This is a genomic window from Sphingomonas montanisoli (assembly GCF_008274695.1).
In the GTDB taxonomy this organism is placed as follows: Bacteria; Pseudomonadota; Alphaproteobacteria; order Sphingomonadales; family Sphingomonadaceae; genus Rhizorhabdus; species Rhizorhabdus montanisoli.
In genome coordinates this window covers 24,886-40,825 of the sequence record NZ_VTOU01000002.1, presented here as the reverse complement: position 1 = coordinate 40,825, position 15,940 = coordinate 24,886, and the positions used below count along the sequence as shown (strand labels likewise).

The 15,940-nt window shown below is 65.0% G+C and carries 17 protein-coding genes; 8 read left to right on the top strand and 9 right to left on the bottom strand.

All coding sequences use genetic code 11. The features are described from left to right. Window positions 1-37: 37 nt before the first annotated feature. Complete coding sequence (locus tag FYJ91_RS05885) at window positions 38-973, top strand: ribose-phosphate pyrophosphokinase (protein WP_149521379.1); 936 nt, start codon at window positions 38-40, stop codon at window positions 971-973. A 6-nt stretch (window positions 974-979) separates the two neighbouring features. On the opposite strand, the gene rpoN is transcribed toward FYJ91_RS05885, so the two are convergent. The 6 genes from rpoN to FYJ91_RS05855 all read right to left on the bottom strand — a co-directional run bounded on the left by rpoN (window position 980) and on the right by FYJ91_RS05855 (window position 6,011). Continuing rightward, entirely contained in the window at window positions 980-2,491 is a 1,512-nt protein-coding gene (gene rpoN, locus FYJ91_RS05880; protein WP_149521378.1) for an RNA polymerase factor sigma-54, read from the bottom strand. A 26-nt stretch (window positions 2,492-2,517) separates the two neighbouring features. Beyond that, complete coding sequence (lptB, locus tag FYJ91_RS05875) at window positions 2,518-3,297, bottom strand: LPS export ABC transporter ATP-binding protein (RefSeq protein WP_149521377.1); 780 nt, start codon at window positions 3,295-3,297, stop codon at window positions 2,518-2,520. A 108-nt stretch (window positions 3,298-3,405) separates the two neighbouring features. Next, window positions 3,406-3,945 (bottom strand): LptA/OstA family protein, encoded by a 540-nt coding sequence (locus FYJ91_RS05870; RefSeq protein ID WP_246152481.1) that lies wholly within the window; start codon window positions 3,943-3,945, stop codon window positions 3,406-3,408. 20 nt (window positions 3,946-3,965) lie between these two features. After that, window positions 3,966-4,616, bottom strand: a complete 651-nt coding sequence (lptC, locus tag FYJ91_RS05865) for an LPS export ABC transporter periplasmic protein LptC (protein ID WP_149521376.1) — start codon at window positions 4,614-4,616, stop codon at window positions 3,966-3,968. A gap of 8 nt (window positions 4,617-4,624) precedes the next feature. Next, on the bottom strand, window positions 4,625-5,242 hold the full coding sequence (locus tag FYJ91_RS05860) for a ribonuclease D (protein WP_149521375.1): 618 nt from the start codon (window positions 5,240-5,242) through the stop codon (window positions 4,625-4,627). Between the two features lie 31 nt (window positions 5,243-5,273). Further along, window positions 5,274-6,011 carry a TerC family protein gene (locus FYJ91_RS05855; protein ID WP_149521374.1) on the bottom strand — a complete coding sequence of 246 codons (738 nt, stop codon included), beginning with the start codon at window positions 6,009-6,011 and terminating at the stop codon, window positions 5,274-5,276. Window positions 6,012-6,341: 330 nt separating this feature from the next. Here FYJ91_RS05855 and FYJ91_RS20980 point away from each other — a divergent pair, with 330 nt between their 5' ends. Continuing rightward, a complete protein-coding gene (locus tag FYJ91_RS20980; protein ID WP_149521373.1) occupies window positions 6,342-7,187 on the top strand; it encodes a cold-shock protein in 846 nt (281 codons plus the stop codon). 181 nt (window positions 7,188-7,368) lie between these two features. Here FYJ91_RS20980 and msrB read toward each other — a convergent pair whose 3' ends face one another. Beyond that, window positions 7,369-7,857, bottom strand: coding sequence for a peptide-methionine (R)-S-oxide reductase MsrB (gene msrB, locus FYJ91_RS05845; RefSeq protein WP_149521372.1), 489 nt, complete (start codon window positions 7,855-7,857; stop codon window positions 7,369-7,371). A 95-nt stretch (window positions 7,858-7,952) separates the two neighbouring features. On the opposite strand from msrB, the gene queG reads away from it, so the two are divergent. Beyond that, window positions 7,953-9,098: a tRNA epoxyqueuosine(34) reductase QueG gene (gene queG, locus FYJ91_RS05840; protein WP_149521371.1), complete on the top strand. Its 1,146-nt coding sequence runs from the start codon at window positions 7,953-7,955 to the stop codon at window positions 9,096-9,098. A 39-nt stretch (window positions 9,099-9,137) separates the two neighbouring features. Further along, window positions 9,138-10,007, top strand: a complete 870-nt coding sequence (locus FYJ91_RS05835) for a 3-hydroxyacyl-CoA dehydrogenase family protein (protein WP_149521370.1) — start codon at window positions 9,138-9,140, stop codon at window positions 10,005-10,007. A 7-nt stretch (window positions 10,008-10,014) separates the two neighbouring features. Here FYJ91_RS05835 and FYJ91_RS05830 read toward each other — a convergent pair whose 3' ends face one another. After that, on the bottom strand, window positions 10,015-10,488 hold the full coding sequence (locus FYJ91_RS05830) for a hypothetical protein (protein ID WP_149521369.1): 474 nt from the start codon (window positions 10,486-10,488) through the stop codon (window positions 10,015-10,017). A gap of 56 nt (window positions 10,489-10,544) precedes the next feature. Next, complete coding sequence (locus FYJ91_RS05825; protein ID WP_149521368.1) at window positions 10,545-11,807, bottom strand: NupC/NupG family nucleoside CNT transporter; 1,263 nt, start codon at window positions 11,805-11,807, stop codon at window positions 10,545-10,547. Between the two features lie 100 nt (window positions 11,808-11,907). Here FYJ91_RS05825 and FYJ91_RS05820 point away from each other — a divergent pair, with 100 nt between their 5' ends. The 4 genes from FYJ91_RS05820 to pip all read left to right on the top strand — a co-directional run bounded on the left by FYJ91_RS05820 (window position 11,908) and on the right by pip (window position 15,603). Then, the gene (locus FYJ91_RS05820) at window positions 11,908-12,561 is read left to right on the top strand and encodes a queuosine precursor transporter (protein ID WP_149521367.1); all 654 of its coding nucleotides are present in this window, start codon (window positions 11,908-11,910) and stop codon (window positions 12,559-12,561) included. Between the two features lie 113 nt (window positions 12,562-12,674). After that, window positions 12,675-13,550: an acetylglutamate kinase gene (gene argB / locus FYJ91_RS05815; RefSeq protein ID WP_149521366.1), complete on the top strand. Its 876-nt coding sequence runs from the start codon at window positions 12,675-12,677 to the stop codon at window positions 13,548-13,550. A gap of 75 nt (window positions 13,551-13,625) precedes the next feature. Continuing rightward, the gene (yghU, locus tag FYJ91_RS05810) at window positions 13,626-14,507 is read left to right on the top strand and encodes a glutathione-dependent disulfide-bond oxidoreductase (protein ID WP_149521365.1); all 882 of its coding nucleotides are present in this window, start codon (window positions 13,626-13,628) and stop codon (window positions 14,505-14,507) included. A gap of 4 nt (window positions 14,508-14,511) precedes the next feature. Beyond that, entirely contained in the window at window positions 14,512-15,603 is a 1,092-nt protein-coding gene (gene pip, locus FYJ91_RS05805; RefSeq protein ID WP_219822564.1) for a prolyl aminopeptidase, read from the top strand. Window positions 15,604-15,940: the final 337 nt, after the last annotated feature.

Below are 15,940 nucleotides of genomic sequence, written 5' to 3'. Positions count from 1 at the left end.
CGCTTAAGGGGTCCGCGTTCGAAGGGGACTCCACACGATGAAGCTGCTCACCGGCAATTCCAATCTGCCGCTTGCTCAGGCGATTGCGAGCTATCTCGAAATGCCGCTGACCGACATGAGCGTCCGCCGGTTCGCCGATGAGGAAGTGTTCGTCGAGATCCACGAAAATGTCCGCGGTGAGGACGTGTTCGTGATCCAGTCGACCGGCTATCCCGCCAACGACAATCTGATGGAATTGCTGATCTGCATCGATGCGCTCAAGCGCTCGTCAGCCAAGCGGATCACCGCCGTCATCCCTTATTTCGGCTATGCCCGACAGGACCGGAAGCCCGGCCCCCGCACGCCGATCTCGGCCAAGCTGGTCGCCAACCTGCTGACGACGGCGGGCGCCAACCGCGTCCTTTCGGTCGATCTGCACGCCGGGCAGATCCAGGGCTTCTTCGATATCCCGACCGACAATCTCTATGCCGCGCCCGTGATGTCGGCCGACATCAACGCGCGTTTCGCGGGCAAGAACCTGATGGTCGTATCGCCCGACGTCGGCGGCGTGGTGCGCGCGCGCGCGCTGTCCAAGCGCATCGACAACGCCCCGCTGGCGATCGTCGACAAGCGCCGCGAGCGCCCCGGCGAATCGGAGGTGATGAACATCATCGGCGATGTTTCGGGCCGCTTCTGCATCCTGGTCGATGACATCGTCGATTCGGCGGGCACACTCTGCAACGCCGCCGCCGCCTTGCTGCAGGCGGGCGCCGAGGGCGTGGTCGCCTATGTCAGCCACGGCGTGTTGTCGGGCGGTGCGGTCGCGCGCGTCGAAGGCTCTGCGCTGACCGAGCTCGTCATCACCGACTCGATCTGCGCGACCGAGCCTGTCGCCGCCGCTTCCAAGATCCGCCACCTGACGATCGCCCCCCTGCTGGGCGAGGCGATCAAGCGGACGTCCGAAGAAAGCTCGGTCTCAAGCCTGTTCGACTAAGCCCGGTCAGGCAGCGCGCATCGCGCGCTGCCGGCGGCGTTGCACCGATGAGCCGAGGCCGATCGCCTCGCGATATTTGGCGACGGTACGGCGTGCGAGATCGAATCCCTTCGCGTTGAGCAGCTCGACCAGTTTGTCGTCGGACAATATGTCGTCGCCCTCGGCCGCGATCAGCTTGGCGATCTGACTCTTCACGGCTTCGGCCGAGACCGCGCCGTCCCCATCAGCCGACGCGACACCGCTGGTGAAGAAATATTTGAGCTCGTGCAGCCCACGCTCGCACATCAGATATTTGTTCGACGTCACCCGGCTGACAGTCGATTCGTGCATCCCGATCGCGTCGGCGACGGTCTTGAGCGTCATCGGCTTGAGATGCTCGACGCCCTTCAGGAAGAACGCCTCCTGCTGCTTCACGATCTCGCGCGAGACCTTGAGGATCGTGCGGGCACGCTGATCGAGCGCCTTCAACAGCCAGTTTGCCGATGCGAGGCATTCGGACAGCCATGCCTTGCTGCCCTTGTCCGCCCCCGAGTTCAGTTCGGCATAATAATCGCGGTCGACGATCAGCTTGGGAAGGGTGGCGCGGTTGAGTTCGATCGCCCAGCCATCCTTGGTCTTCGTGATGAAGATGTCGGGCGACACGGGCTGCGCGGGTTCACCACCGAAACGCAGGCCGGGTTTCGGATCATAGCCGCGCAGTTCGCGCAGCATGTCGGCCATGTCCTCTTCATCCACCCCGCACAGCCGGCGCAGCTGCGGGATGCCGCCGCGCGCCAGCAGGTCGAGATTGTCGATCAGCTTGGCCATCGCCGGATCGTAGCGATCGACCTCCTTCGCCTGGATCGTGATACATTCGGCGAGCGTCCGCGCGCCGACGCCCGAAGGATCGAAGGTCTGGATCACGCCCAGCACCCGTTCGACATGATAAAGCGCGACGTCCAGTCGCTGCGAAAGCTCGAACGTCTGCCCGGTGAAATAGCCCGCATCGTCGATCAGGTCGATCAGGTGGCGGGCGATCGTCAACTCCTCGCCTTCCAGCAGCTCCCCGGCCTGCCGCTCCAGATGTTCGTGCAGGTCGATCGTCGCCGCGACATAGGTATCAATGTCGGGCGCATCCTCACCCGATCCGCCACTACCGCCTTCGAGGCCCAGCCCACCATCCTGCCCACGAACGCTGTCCGTCGCGCTGTCATGATGGAAGGTCTCGGCGTCATAATCGACGTCGAGCGGGTTGTCGGTCGTCGCGTCGCCGAACTCGACCAGCCGATCGGCGGTCGGCTCGACATCGGCGGGGTCAAAGGTGAAATCGTCATCAGGCGCGTCGCCGCCGTCCGGCTCGGGCGTCGCCTCGTCGCGGGTGCCGGTCGCTTCGAGCAGCGGGTTCTTCTCGATCTCCTCGGCGATGAACGCCTCGATCTCGAGGTTCGACAGCGCGAGCAGCTTGATCGCCTGCTGGAGCTGCGGCGTCATCACCAGCGATTGGGATTGACGCAGGTCTAGGCGGGGTCCGATCGCCATATGCTGTCAGACCGGGTGTGGCATCGTCAGAGCGAGAAGCCCTCGCCCAGATAAAGACGCCGCACGTTCGGATCGGCGACCAGTTCGGCCGGGCTGCCCTGGAACAGCACCTTGCCGTCATAGACGATGCAGGCGCGGTCGACGATGTCGAGTGTCTCGCGGACATTGTGATCGGTGATCAGCACGCCAATGTCGCGGCGCTTCAGATCCTTCACCAGATCGCGAATGTCGGCGATCGAGATCGGGTCGATCCCCGCGAAAGGCTCGTCGAGCAGCATGATCGAGGGGCTGGCCGCCAGCGCGCGCGCGATTTCGCAGCGGCGACGTTCGCCGCCCGACAGCGCCATCGCCGGTGCATCGCGCAGATGGGTGAGGTGGAATTCGCCGAGCAGCGATTCGAGCTTGGGCTCGCGCGCGGTCTTGTCGGGCTCGACCAGTTCGAGCACCGCGCGGATATTCTGCGCGACGGTGAGCCCACGGAAGATCGAGGTTTCCTGCGGCAGATAGCCCAGGCCCAGGATCGCGCGGCGATACATGGGCAAAGTGGTGATGTCGTCGCCGTCGAGCAGGATGCGGCCCGCATCGGGCTTCACCAGCCCCATCACCGAATAGAAGCAGGTCGTCTTGCCCGCGCCGTTCGGCCCAAGCAGCCCGACCACCTCCCCACGCGCTACGTCGAGCGAGATGTCGGTCAGCACCTGCCTTTTGTCATAGGATTTGGCGATCGACACAACCGAAAGGCCGCGGCTGATCCCCTCTTCAATGGGACTGCGCTGGGGGCGGTCGATCGTCTGGCTATCATTCATGCGTGGGCCTCAAACGGCGCGTTCCTGCCGCGACGCTTAGCGAAAAGCGACGGACAAGGAAACTGGCAGGGTTCATGCATAACGTGGGGCGGCGATGCCCCACGACAATCAATTGCTCCGGGGCGGCGGGACGAAGCGCCCCGTCACACGGCCGCGCTGTCCGGCGACGGTGCCACCGTCCATCGTCGCGAGACCGCTGTTGAGGTTGAGCACCAGGCGACCGCCCTTCGTGTCGCCCTGACCCGGGCGCGTCAGCGTCACGCCGCCGATCATCGTCACAAGCCGCTTCTGCAGATCGTAGATGCCGAATTGGGCGCGCGCCGTCTCGCTCGCGCTCTTGAGCACGACATTGCCGCTGGCGTCCATACGGGTGACCTGGGTCTGCTGCGCCGAACTATACGCGATCGTCAGGCGATCGGCGTTCAGCGTCATGTCACCCTGCTTCACGTCGACATTGCCGGTCAGCACCGCGCGATCGGCGCGATCCTGCAATTCGATCCGGTCGGCCGAGAAATCGACCGGCGCGTTCGCATTGTGGCCCTTCAAGGCCGACACCGCCTGCGCGTTCGCCGCCCCGCCGGCACATGCCAGCAGAAGGATCGCACCAAGACGCACCTGCAACCGCCCAATCATCGCGCGATCTGCCATCCCTGTCTCCGGCACTTTTTTCACGGCAATTTCGCCTTGGCCCCACCCTGCACGATATGCAAGCGCGCATGACCGTTCAGCACGACGACGCGGCTGTTGAGGTCCGCCTCCAGATGATCGCCGCTGAAGCGACCCAACGGCATCGTGCCGTCGACCGCGCCTTCGCTGCGCACCTTGCGCGTCTGCATGTCGATGCCGACGTCGCGGGTCTTCATCGTATAGCCGTCGGCGGACCTGAACAGCACCGGCCCGTCGACGTTCACCTTCTCATTATCCATGTCGTACCGACCACGGCCGGCGTCGATCGTGGCCGGGCCGTCCTCCAGCTGGATCTGCGCCTTGAGCGTCTGAAGCCGCACCACCGGATCGCGCGAGCTTTGCTGTACCGCGGACTGGGCAACCAGCTGGAAGGCTTGGCCCTTCGAATCCTCGCCGCGATAGGTGGCGCGGGTGACGCGCATCCGTTCGCGCGCGACTTCGACCCGATCCTTCGACAGGACGAAGCTGATATCCTTGCCCACCGTCAACGGCGCCAGCGCCAGCAGCAGGATCAGCGTCAGGATCGCGGCCGGAAGCACCAGTCGCAGGATCGCGATCAGCCGGTCATGGCCGCTCCCGCTCGCCGCCCAGAGCTGGCGGCTGGATCGGACGCGATCGGCCAACTCAGACATGAAGGAGCTCAGACATGCGCGAAGATGTCGATCTCTGGCCAGCCGGCGAGATCGAGTTCGGCGCGCGCGGGCAGGAAGTCGAAACAGGCCTGCGCCAGCGCCATGCGGCCCTCACGCGCCAGCCGCTCGTCTAGCTTTTCGCGCAGAGCGTGGAGATAGCGCACGTCGGACGCGGCATAATCCTTCTGCGCATCGCTCAGATCGGGGGCGCCCCAATCGGAAGACTGCTGCTGCTTCGAGATTTCCTGACCCAGCAGCTCGCGCACGATCTCCTTGAGGCCGTGGCGATCGGTATAGGTGCGGATCAGGCGCGACGCGGTCTTGGTGCAATAGACCGGGGCCGCGACGACGCCGAGATAGTGGCGGATCGCCGCGATATCGAAGCGCGCGAAATGATAGAGCTTCAGCCGCTCCGGATCGGCGAGAACGGCGCGCAGGTTGGGCGCGGCATAATCGCTGCCGGCGGCGAAGCGGACGAGATGCTCGTCCCCCTGCCCGTCCGAAATCTGGACCAGGCACAGCCGGTCGCGGGGAGTGATCAGGCCCATCGTCTCGGTATCGACGGCGATGGGACCGGGGGCGAGGACGCCCTCGGGCAGATCCTCCTGATGCAGATACACGGTCATCGTGACGCCTTAGGCCGGTAAAGCCGGGCGCTCAACCCGCCTTCGCACGGCGCTTGCGCGCGAAGATGTTGAGCGCCTCGACCAGCGCCGAAAAGGCCATTGCCGCGTAGATATACCCCTTGGGCACATGAAAGCCGCTGCCTTCGGCGATCAGCGTCATGCCGATCATGAAGAGGAAGGCCAGAGCCAGCATCACCACCGTCGGGTTCTTTTCAATGAAGCGCGACAGCGGGCCGGACGCGAGCAGCATCACCGAAACCGCGGCAATCACCGCGATGAACATGATCGGCACATGTTCGGTCATGCCGACCGCGGTGATGATCGAATCGATCGAAAAGACCAGGTCGAGCAGGATGATCTGGAAGATCGCCGCGCCAAAGCCCAGGCCCGCCTTCTTCGCATCGAACATGTCGCCATCCGAATCGGTGTCGACGCTGTGGTGAATCTCCTTGGTCGCCTTCCACACCAGGAACAGGCCGCCCGCGATCAGGATCAGGTCGCGCCACGAAAAACCGTGGCCGAACGCCTCGAACAATGGCTTGGTCAGCGTGACGATGAACGCCACCAGGCTCAGCAACACCAGGCGCAGGCCCAGCGCCAGCCCGATGCCGATCGTCCGCGCCTTGCCCCGCACCGCTTCGGGCAGTTTGTTGGTCAGGATCGAAATGAAGATCAAATTGTCGATGCCGAGCACCACCTCCATCGTCAGCAATGCCGCCAGTGCGACAAGGTTGGTCGGATCGGCGAGGATGGTGAAAATGTCGGTCATGCGCGTGGAGCTTAAGGGGCCGCGAGGGGACGCCACAAGCGAAATAGGATGGATCGCGAATCGGATGCTTGCGACATCGCCTTTCCGCCTGGCTTAACCTTGGCTGCACGACGTGATTTCGTCACGATTCCTCTCCAGCCGCTCGTTTCGGCCATTGTTTCGACCGTATCGCCGATCCGTTCAGCCCGAAACTGCTCGCAGGGAGGCCGATTTTGCTTTATGGCAACATTTGGGCGCGGCTTCTTTTCCGCGCTGGGAGACCCACCTGCCGCGCCCGGCAAGATGGTCTTTCGATGGCTTCGGGGCGCGATTCGGGAAGATTTGGACGGCATGAGTTTCGATCGAGGGCGGCGCGGTCAGCGCGGCAGGGACAAGCGCGACGGCTTTGGTGACGAAGGCGGCTTTGGCGGCGGCGGTGGGTTCGATGGCGGCTTCGGCGGCGGCGATCGCTTCGGCGGCGGCGGTGGCTACGGCGGCGGCGGTGGCGGTGGCTATCGCGGCGGCGGCGGCGGTGATCGCTTCGGCGGTGGCGGCGGCTTCGGCGGCGGTGATCGCTTCGGCGGTGGCGGCGGCGGCGGTTTCCGTGGCGGCGGCGGTGGCGGCTTCGGCGGTGGTCGCGGCGGCGGCGGCGGCATGCCCGCACAGGTCATCGGCGAAGGCACTGGCGTCGTTAAGTTCTTCAACGGCCAGAAGGGCTTCGGCTTCGTGGTTCGCGATGACGGCGGCGAAGACGTGTTCGTGCACATCTCGGCTGTCGAGCAGGCTGGCCTGACCGGTCTGGCCGAGGGTCAGCCGCTCGGCTTCACCCTGGTCGATCGTGGCGGCCGCGTTTCGGCGACCGACCTCAAGATCGACGGCGAGCCGATGGCAGTCGAAGAGCGCGCTCCCCGTGAGCCGCGCGAAGGCGGCTTCGGTGGCGCCGGTGGCGCGCCGCGTGGTGGCCCGTCGCGTCAGCTGACGGGCGAGAAGGCGACCGGCACGGTCAAGTTCTTCAACGCGATGAAGGGCTTCGGCTTCATTCAGCGCGACGATGGCCAGCCCGACGCTTTCGTTCACATTTCGGCCGTCGAACGCGCCGGCATGACCAACCTCAACGAGGGTGATCGTCTCGAGTTCGAACTCGAGGTCGATCGTCGCGGCAAGTACGCCGCGGTGAACCTCAACGGTATCCAGTAAGCGCCAACGCGCTTTCTACGGGATAGGAGAGAGCCCGGCTTCCGAAAGGAGGCCGGGTTTTTTCTTTGTTTTAGCCCTCAAACGCCGGGCGGAGCGCATCCGCGCTCTTTGGCTTCGCGCCAATAAGGGCGCGGCGGCCGGTCGGCCTTGCGAAGCGTACGGCTCCGCAGACGCTTGCGTGTCAGGCCTTCGCCACAAACTTCATCGCCACACCGTTCATGCAATAGCGCTTGCCGGTAGGCGGCGGGCCATCGTCGAAGACGTGGCCGAGATGCCCGCCACAACGGCGGCAATGGACCTCGACCCGCTCCATACCCAGCGTGCTGTCCGTGGTGGTGCCTATGGCATTGGGCAGAGGCCGGTAGAAGCTCGGCCAGCCGGTGCCGCTGTCATATTTGGTCTTCGATCCGAACAAGGGCAGCGCGCAGCCCGCGCATGCGAACACGCCCGCACGATGTTCCGTGAGGAGCGCGCTGGTAAACGGCCGCTCGGTCGCTTCATGCCGCAGCACCTTATAGGCCGACGGCGACAGACGCTTCTGCCATTCGGCGTCGGTGAAGCTCACCTCAAACTTGGCGGGGGCGGCCGCGAGCAGCCGGTTCGCGCCGATCAGTGCCAGCGCGGCCGTCGCCATTCCCGATCCGATCAGCGTCCTGCGGTCGATCAACATATGCGCACTCCTCACCCCCAACATGGTGTCGCAACAGATACGCATCAATCGCGCCAAAGGTTACGATCGCAACCGCATTCGCCTATAGGCGCGCAATGGCGCCCGAGGATCCCACAGAGCTGCGCGAGGCGATCCGCGCCGAAGCCACACGGCTCGGCTTCGTCGCGTGCGGCTTCGCGGCGGCCGATGCCGCGCCCGAAAGCGCCGCTCGCCTCGACGAATGGCTCGAAAGCGGCGCGCACGGTTCGATGGAATGGATGGAGGCGCGCAAGGGCGAGCGCGCCCGCCCGCAGGGGCTGTGGCCCGCCTCCCGATCGCTGATCATGCTGGGCATGAGCTATGCGCCGCGTGAGGATCCGATGCGCCTCGCCACCGAACCCGGCGTAGGCCGCATCTCGGTCTATGCGCAGGGCGGCGACTATCATGACGTGGTCAAGAAGGCGCTCAAGGCGCTCGCCCGCTGGCTCGTCGACCGCGCGGGCGGTGAACTGAAGGTCTTCGTCGATACCGCGCCGGTGATGGAGAAGCCGCTATCGGCGGCGGCGGGTCTGGGCTGGCAGGGCAAGCACAGCAACCTCGTCAGCCGCGAACATGGCAGCTGGCTGTTCCTCGGCGCGATCATGACGTCGCTCGATCTGCCGCCCGACCTGCCCGAACCCGATCGGTGCGGATCGTGCGACGCCTGCCAGCGCGCCTGCCCGACCGACGCCTTTCCGCACCCCTATGTCGTCGATGCGCGCCGCTGCATCTCCTACCTCACGATCGAGCATAAGGGGCCGATCCCGGCCGATCTGCGCACCGGCATCGGCAACCACATCTATGGCTGCGACGATTGCCTGGCGGCCTGCCCGTGGAACAAGTTCGCGCAGGCCGGCGCCGCCAATCGCGCCTTCGCCGCCCGCGCCGAACTGGCGGCCCCCGAACTGGTCGATCTGCTCGCCTTGTCCGCTGCCGATTTTCGCCAGATCTTTGCGGGTTCGCCGATCAAGCGGATCGGGCGCGACCGGATGGTCCGCAACGCCGCGATCGCCGCGGGCAACAGCGCGCTGCCGTCGCTGACGGCGCCGGTCACCGCTCTGCTCGACGATCCCGATCCTGCCGTGCGCGGTTCCGCCATCTGGGCGCTGTCGCGGCTCGACCCCGCCCGCTTCGCCGCCGAGCGGACGGCGCGCATGTCCGCCGAGCAGGATGCAGGCGTTTTGGCCGAATGGGGCGTTGCGGGGTCCGACCCGCGCCGATAGAGCAGCCGCAATCTTTGGGTTTCAGCAAGGGGATCGGGCATGAAGGTGATCGGCGTCGTGGGCGCGGGGCAGATGGGCGCGGGCATCGCGCAGATCGCGGCCCAGGCGGGGCTGAAGGTCATCCTGTCCGACATGTCGGTCGAGCTTGCCACCAAGGGCCGCGACGGTATCGCCAAGGTGCTGACCAAGCAGGTCGAAAAGGGCAAGCTGGAGGCGTCCGCACGCGATGCCGCGATCGCGCTGATCGATCCGGTCGGCGATCTCTCCGCGATGTCAGCGGCCGACATCATCATCGAAGCCGCGACCGAGCGCGAGCAGGTGAAGCGCGCGATCTTCGAGAATATCGGCAAGGTGCTGCGCGCTGACGCGGTTCTCGCCAGCAACACCTCGTCGATCTCGATCACCCGTCTCGCACAGGCATCGATCGATCCGGCGCGCTTCATCGGGATGCACTTCTTCAATCCCGTGCCGCTGATGCCGCTGCTCGAACTGATCCGCGGCATCGCGACCAGCGACGCCACCGTCGAAATCGCGCGCGCCTTCGGCAAGGCGACCGGCAAGCAGACGATCGTAGCTAAGGATAGCCCCGGCTTCGTCGTCAACCGCATCCTGCTGCCACTGCTCAACGAAGCATTCTTCGCCGTGGGAGAAGGGCTGGCGTCGATCCCCGATATCGATACCGGCGTGAAGCTCGGCCTCGGCCACCCGATGGGTCCGCTGACGCTGGCCGACCTGATCGGCCTCGACACGCTGCTGGAGATCCTGCGCGTGTTCCAGGCCGACTTCGGTGACCCGAAATATCGCCCCGCCCCGATCCTGGCGAAGCTGGTCGAAGCCGGCTGGCTCGGCCGGAAGACCGGCAAGGGCTTCTACGATTATAGCGGCCCCGAGCCGGTCCCCTCACTCTAAGCAGGGCTCAGAGCCGGATCTTGTGCTTCGCGTCGGGCAGCGGGCGACCGCTGCACGGCAGAGCCGGCAAAGCCTTGGCGCTGCCGCTCAGCGGCAGATTGGCGACCGCGCCGTTGATGAAGCTGACGGTCAGGGTCGATCCGGCCCGCACCGCGCGCCAGAAGCGGGCGAAGGTCGCGCTGCGATCGCGATCGTCGATCCGCATCGTGCCATTGTCGTTGGTGCGAAACGCGAAGCTCTGCCCCGCCGCGCGGAAGCCGACCTGCTCGCCCTCCGGCGGCAGCGTGCCGTTGATCAGCACCGACATGGTCGGCGATCCTTCGATCGGGCAGTTGATCGTCATATTGTCGGCGCGCGCGCCGGTCGATCCGACGCGATATTCGTGGACGCCCTGCACGAACACCGAGGTCCAGGCCGATGGCGCCGCCATCGCCGGGGCCGATGCCAGCATCGCCATCCCTGCTGCTGTCCAAGCCTTCATCGCACGTCTCCTGATCCGTTACGTAGGCGGATCAACGCGGCAGACGGCTTTTGGTGTCAGCCCGGCAGCAACAGCCCGGCGAGCGCGGCCGACATCAGATTGGCGAGGCTGCCCGCCACCAGCGCCTTGATGCCCAGCTTGGCGATCATCGGTCGCTGGTTGGGCGCCAGGCTGCCCGTCGCCGCCATCTGGATCGCGATCGACGAGAAGTTGGCGAAGCCGCAGAGCGCGAAAGTCGCCACCGCGACGCTGTGTGGCGACAGCTGCGCCTGCAGCGTGCCGAGATGGATGTAGGCGACGAACTCGTTGAGGACGATCTTCTCGCCGAACAGCCCGCCCACCGCCTGCGCCTGATCCCAGGGCACGTTGAGCAGGTACATGATCGGCGCGAAGATGAAGCCCAGGATCTGCTGGAAGCTGAGCCCCGGCATGCCGATCCACCCGCCGATCCCGCCGAGGATGCCGTTGGCCAGCGCCATCAGCGCTACGAAGGCGAGCACCATCGCACCCACCGCAACCGCGATCTTCACGCCGGTCTGCGCGCCCTGCGACGCGGCCATGATGATATTTTCGGCGCGCGCATCTTCTTCATGTGCTTCGGCGGCTGCGAGTGCGGCGATCTCGACATCGTCGCCCAGCGGCAGTTCGCCGGCGGGTTCGCGCGGATCGGGCATGATGATCTTGGCCATCAACAGCGCGCCCGGCGCCGACATGAAGCTGGCGGCAAGCAGCAGATCGATGCTGATCCCCATCGACGCATAAGCCGCCAGGATCGTGCCCGCGACGCCCGCCATGCCCGACGTCATGATCGCGAACAGAGCATGTGGCTTGAGCGCGGCGAGATAGGGGCGGATCACCAGCGGCGATTCACTCTGCCCGACGAAGACGTTGGCGGCGGCACACAAGGATTCGACCTTCGAGACGCCGATCACCTTTTCGATCGCGCCGCCGACCCAGCGGATCACCGCGGGCATGATGCGCAGATAATAGAGGATCGAGACGAGCGCGGCGAAGAAGATGATCACCGGCAGCGCCGCCAGCGCGAAGCTGTGCCCGCCGATCTCGGGCTTGGCGAGCGGACCGAACAGGAAGTCCGTGCCCGCCTGCGCATAGCCGAGCAGGTTGGCGACGCCGCCCGACAGCCATTCGAGCACGGCACGTCCCCACGGCACGTACAGCACCAGCACCGCGATCCCCGCCTGCAGCGCAAAGGCCGAGCCCACCACGCGCAGCCGGATCGCCTTGCGGTCCGAAGACAGGGCGACCGCGATCAGCAGGATCAGGAGGATGCCGGCAAGGCCGGTCAGGATCTTGGTCATCTGGTCGCGAATGTCCCCGGGGAAAGCGCCACCTTGCCCGCGCCGCCCGCTTGGTCAAGCGCCTGTTTGACGCACGCGCAAAAGCCGTTAGCGTGGATCGATGCAGACTTCGCCCGCCGCACCGGCCTTCCCCCGCTCGCTATTCGTCTTCGCGCTCTTCTACGGGGGCATGGTGTGCATATCGGGGGTGCTGGGGGTCAAGCAGGTCGCGCTCGGCCCGCTCGCGGTCGAAGCGGGCATCTTCGGCTTCCTGCTGCTCGTCATCATGGGCAGCGCAATCGCCGAGCTACATGGCCGCGAAACCGCCGATTCGATGGTCCGCTGGGGCTTCCTGCCGCTGATCGTGTCGGCGGCTTTGATCCAGCTCGTCCTCGCGCTTCCCACCGATCCGGGCATGTATCCGCCCGCGATCGATGCCTTTCCGATCGTGGTCGGCCAGGGTGCGCGCATGATGATCGCGGGGCTGATCAGCTATGGCACGTCGCAAACGCTCAACGTCTTGATCTTCTCGAAGCTGAAGGCAAGCGAGGGGGCGGGCCGGCTCGTCTGGCTGCGCGGCATGATCGCCAGCGTCGTCAGCCAGATCATCGACACCGTCCTGTTCATCACGATCAGCTTCTACGGCGAACGCCCGATCATGGAGCTGATGGCCGGGCAGATGCTGACCAAGGTCGTCCTGTCGATCGTGCTGGTGCCGCCGCTGATCACGCTGTTCGTGGCAATGGGGCGAAAGCTCGACGGCAAGGCAGCCTAAACCCCACTCAATCCAAGCCCGCACTGGAGAGACTCGTCGCCTACGGCTCCTCGCAATGACGAGGGGGAGGCGAATAGTTGTGACTGTCATTCCCCTCCGCTAAGGGCGCGATCATGACGAACAACCACGCCCCCGATCCTGCATTGCTCGCCAAGGCAGAGACGCTCACCGAAGCGCTGCCTTTCATGCAGCGTTATGCCGGTGAGACTTTCGTCGTGAAATATGGCGGCCACGCGATGGGCGATCCGGAGGCGGCGCGTGATTTCGCCGAGGATGTGACGCTGTTGAAGGCCGTCGGCATCAACGCCGTGGTCGTTCACGGCGGCGGGCCGCAGATCGGCAAGATGCTCAAGACGATGGGCGTCGAAAGCCACTTCGTCGACGGGCTGCGCGTCACCGACGCCGAAACCGCGCGCATCGCCGAAATGGTGCTGTGCGGATCGATCAACAAGGAAATCGTGTCTTGGATCGCGCAGGCCGGCGGCCGCGCGGTGGGCCTGTCGGGCAAGGACGGGCGCCTGGTCGTCGCCGACAAGGTCAAGCATCCCACCGTCGATCTCGGTTTCGTCGGCACCCCCGCCGATATCGATCGGCGCGTGATCGACACGATTTCGAAGGCTGGCATGATTCCCGTCATCGCCCCGATCGCGATCGGCACCGACGGCGAAACCTACAATATCAACGCCGACACGATGGCGGGCGCGATCGCGATCGCGCTGGGCGCCACGCGCCTGTTCCTGCTGACCGACGTCGCGGGCGTGCTCGACAAGGAAAAGCAGCTCATCCGCGATCTCACGCCGGCGCAAATCAGCCTGCTCCAGCAGGACGGCACGATCCAGGGCGGCATGATCCCCAAGCTCGAAACCTGCGTGGACGCGGTCCAGGGCGGGGTCGAGGCGGCCGTCATCCTGGACGGGCGCGTACCGCACGCCATGCTGATCGAAGCCTTCACGAAGCGCGGCGCCGGCACGCTCGTCTGGGCGGACTGACGATCTTTCCTCAAGCTGGTTGAAACGCGCCGGCCGGTCCCCAGATTGCTCCCGATCCTTTCGATGGAGCAACAGATGGCCGACGCAGCCGATACGCCCGCAAACCAGCCCGCCGATTATGTCCCGCCGAAGGTCTGGACCTGGGCCAAGGGCAATGGTGGGCAGTTCGCGAACGTCAACCGCCCCGTTTCGGGCGCGACCCATGACGCCGACCTGCCCGTCGGCGATCATCCGTTCCAGCTCTACTCGCTCGGCACGCCCAACGGGCAGAAGGTGACGATCCTGCTCGAAGAGCTGCTCGCCGCCGGCCACACCGGCGCCGAATATGACGCCTGGCTGATCGAGATCTTCAAGGGCGATCAGTTCGGCAGCGGCTTCGTCGACATCAATCCCAATTCTAAGATCCCCGCGATGATCGATCGATCGGGCGACGTGCCGATCCGGCTGTTCGAAAGCGGATCGATGCTGATCCACCTTGCCGAAAAGTTCGGCGCCTTCCTGCCCACCACTCAGCCGCAGCGTGCGGAGACGATCAACTGGCTGATGTGGCAGATGGGATCGGCACCCTTCGTCGGCGGCGGCTTCGGCCATTTCTATGCTTATGCGCCGTTCAAGATCGAATATGCGATCGATCGCTATGCGATGGAGACGAAGCGCCAGTTGCACGTCCTCGACACCGTCCTGGCCGATCGCCGCTTCATCGCCGGCGACGATTACACGATCGCCGACATGGCGATCTGGCCCTGGTATGGCGGCGGTCTGTTCGGCGGTGCTTATGGCGCGCAGGAATTCCTGAGCCTGACCGACTATCCCCACCTCACCCGCTGGACCGACGAGATCGGCGCGCGGCCCGCGGTGAAGCGCGGCCGCGTGGTCAATCGCGCGTCCGACAAGCCCGGCGAGTTCCTGCGCGAACGCCATTCGGCGAGCGACTTCGACACGATCATGGGCCTGTGACGCGATGATCGATCTTTCCAGGCTCCAGTCGACCAGCACGGTGGAGGACGAGTGGGCCTATCCGCTCGCAGACGCCAATCGATCGGGGCTGCTGCAGGTCGATCATGATCCGGACCACAGGCTCTACTGGGAGGAATATGGCGATCCGGCAGGTGAGCCCGTCATGTTCCTCCACGGCGGCCCGGGCGGCGCCTGCGCGCCGGCGATGGCGCGCTTCTTCGATCCGACGCGCTATCGCATCATCCTGTTCGATCAGCGCGGGTGTGGCAAAAGCGAGCCTACGGTCGCCACCGACGGCCCCGATATCGCGCTGACCCGCAACACGACCGACGATCTGGTCGACGATATCCGCAAATTGCGCCACGCGCTCGGCATCACCGGCAAGATGCATGTCTTCGGCGGCAGTTGGGGCAGCACGCTCGCCTTGATCTATGCGATCCGACATCCGGACGATGTCGCGACGTTGATCCTGCGCGGCATCTTCCTGGGCGAACGCGAAGACCTGCTCTACATGTATCAGGGCAACGCCGCGACCTACGCCGCGCAGCCCTTCGCGCTCACCGAACCGGGCAGCTACGTCACCTATCCCGACGAATGGAAGGCGTTCGTCGAGACGATCGCCGAGCCCGATCGCGCCGACATGATGGCGGCGTACAAGGCGATCTTCGACATGGTCCCGCAGAACGATGCCGATCGCGCGCGTCAGCTGAAGGCCGCGCTCGCCTGGTCGGTGTGGGAGGGGACGATCTCCAACATGATCCCCAAGGAAAGCGATCCCGGCAAGTTCGGCGAGGCAAATTTCGCGCTGTGTTTCGCGCAGATCGAAGCGCATTTCTTCGCCAACGAGCTGTTCGTCGCGCCGCGCTACATCGTCGACAATGTCGGCCGGATCGCGAACATCCCGACCCATATCGTCCACGGCCGCTTCGATCAGGTCTGCCCGTTGACCCAGGCGTCACGCCTTATCGACGCGATGGCGGCGAACGGCGCGACCCCGGAAAGCTTCGTCATCACCAATGCGGGCCATAGCGCGATGGAGGCCCAGACGGTCCTCGCGCTCACCGCGATCATGGATGGCCTCCCGCCGATCGACTGATTCGACAGGAATAAATGGTCGGGGATACTGGATTCGAATCACGCCGATAATTTTGTCGTTAGTTCATAGTTCATCGGCAAGATGCTTAAGGCACTGTGCCAGAAGTTCTTCGGTTGGTTGTCCATCTCACCGCGAGATTCTCGGCCTCGCGGTGAGGATCTTTTCCATCGAACTAAGTCTATTACGCTTACCACGTAACGCCGCCTAATATTGGTGCTCGGTTGCCGCTTAACCGATTCCCCTGCAGCCAGATGGACTGGGTGTCGAATTGCCGAACTATCATGAGAGTGCGCTCGTCGCTCGTGCACAGCTCCATCACTTTGGGTTGATCGAGGAC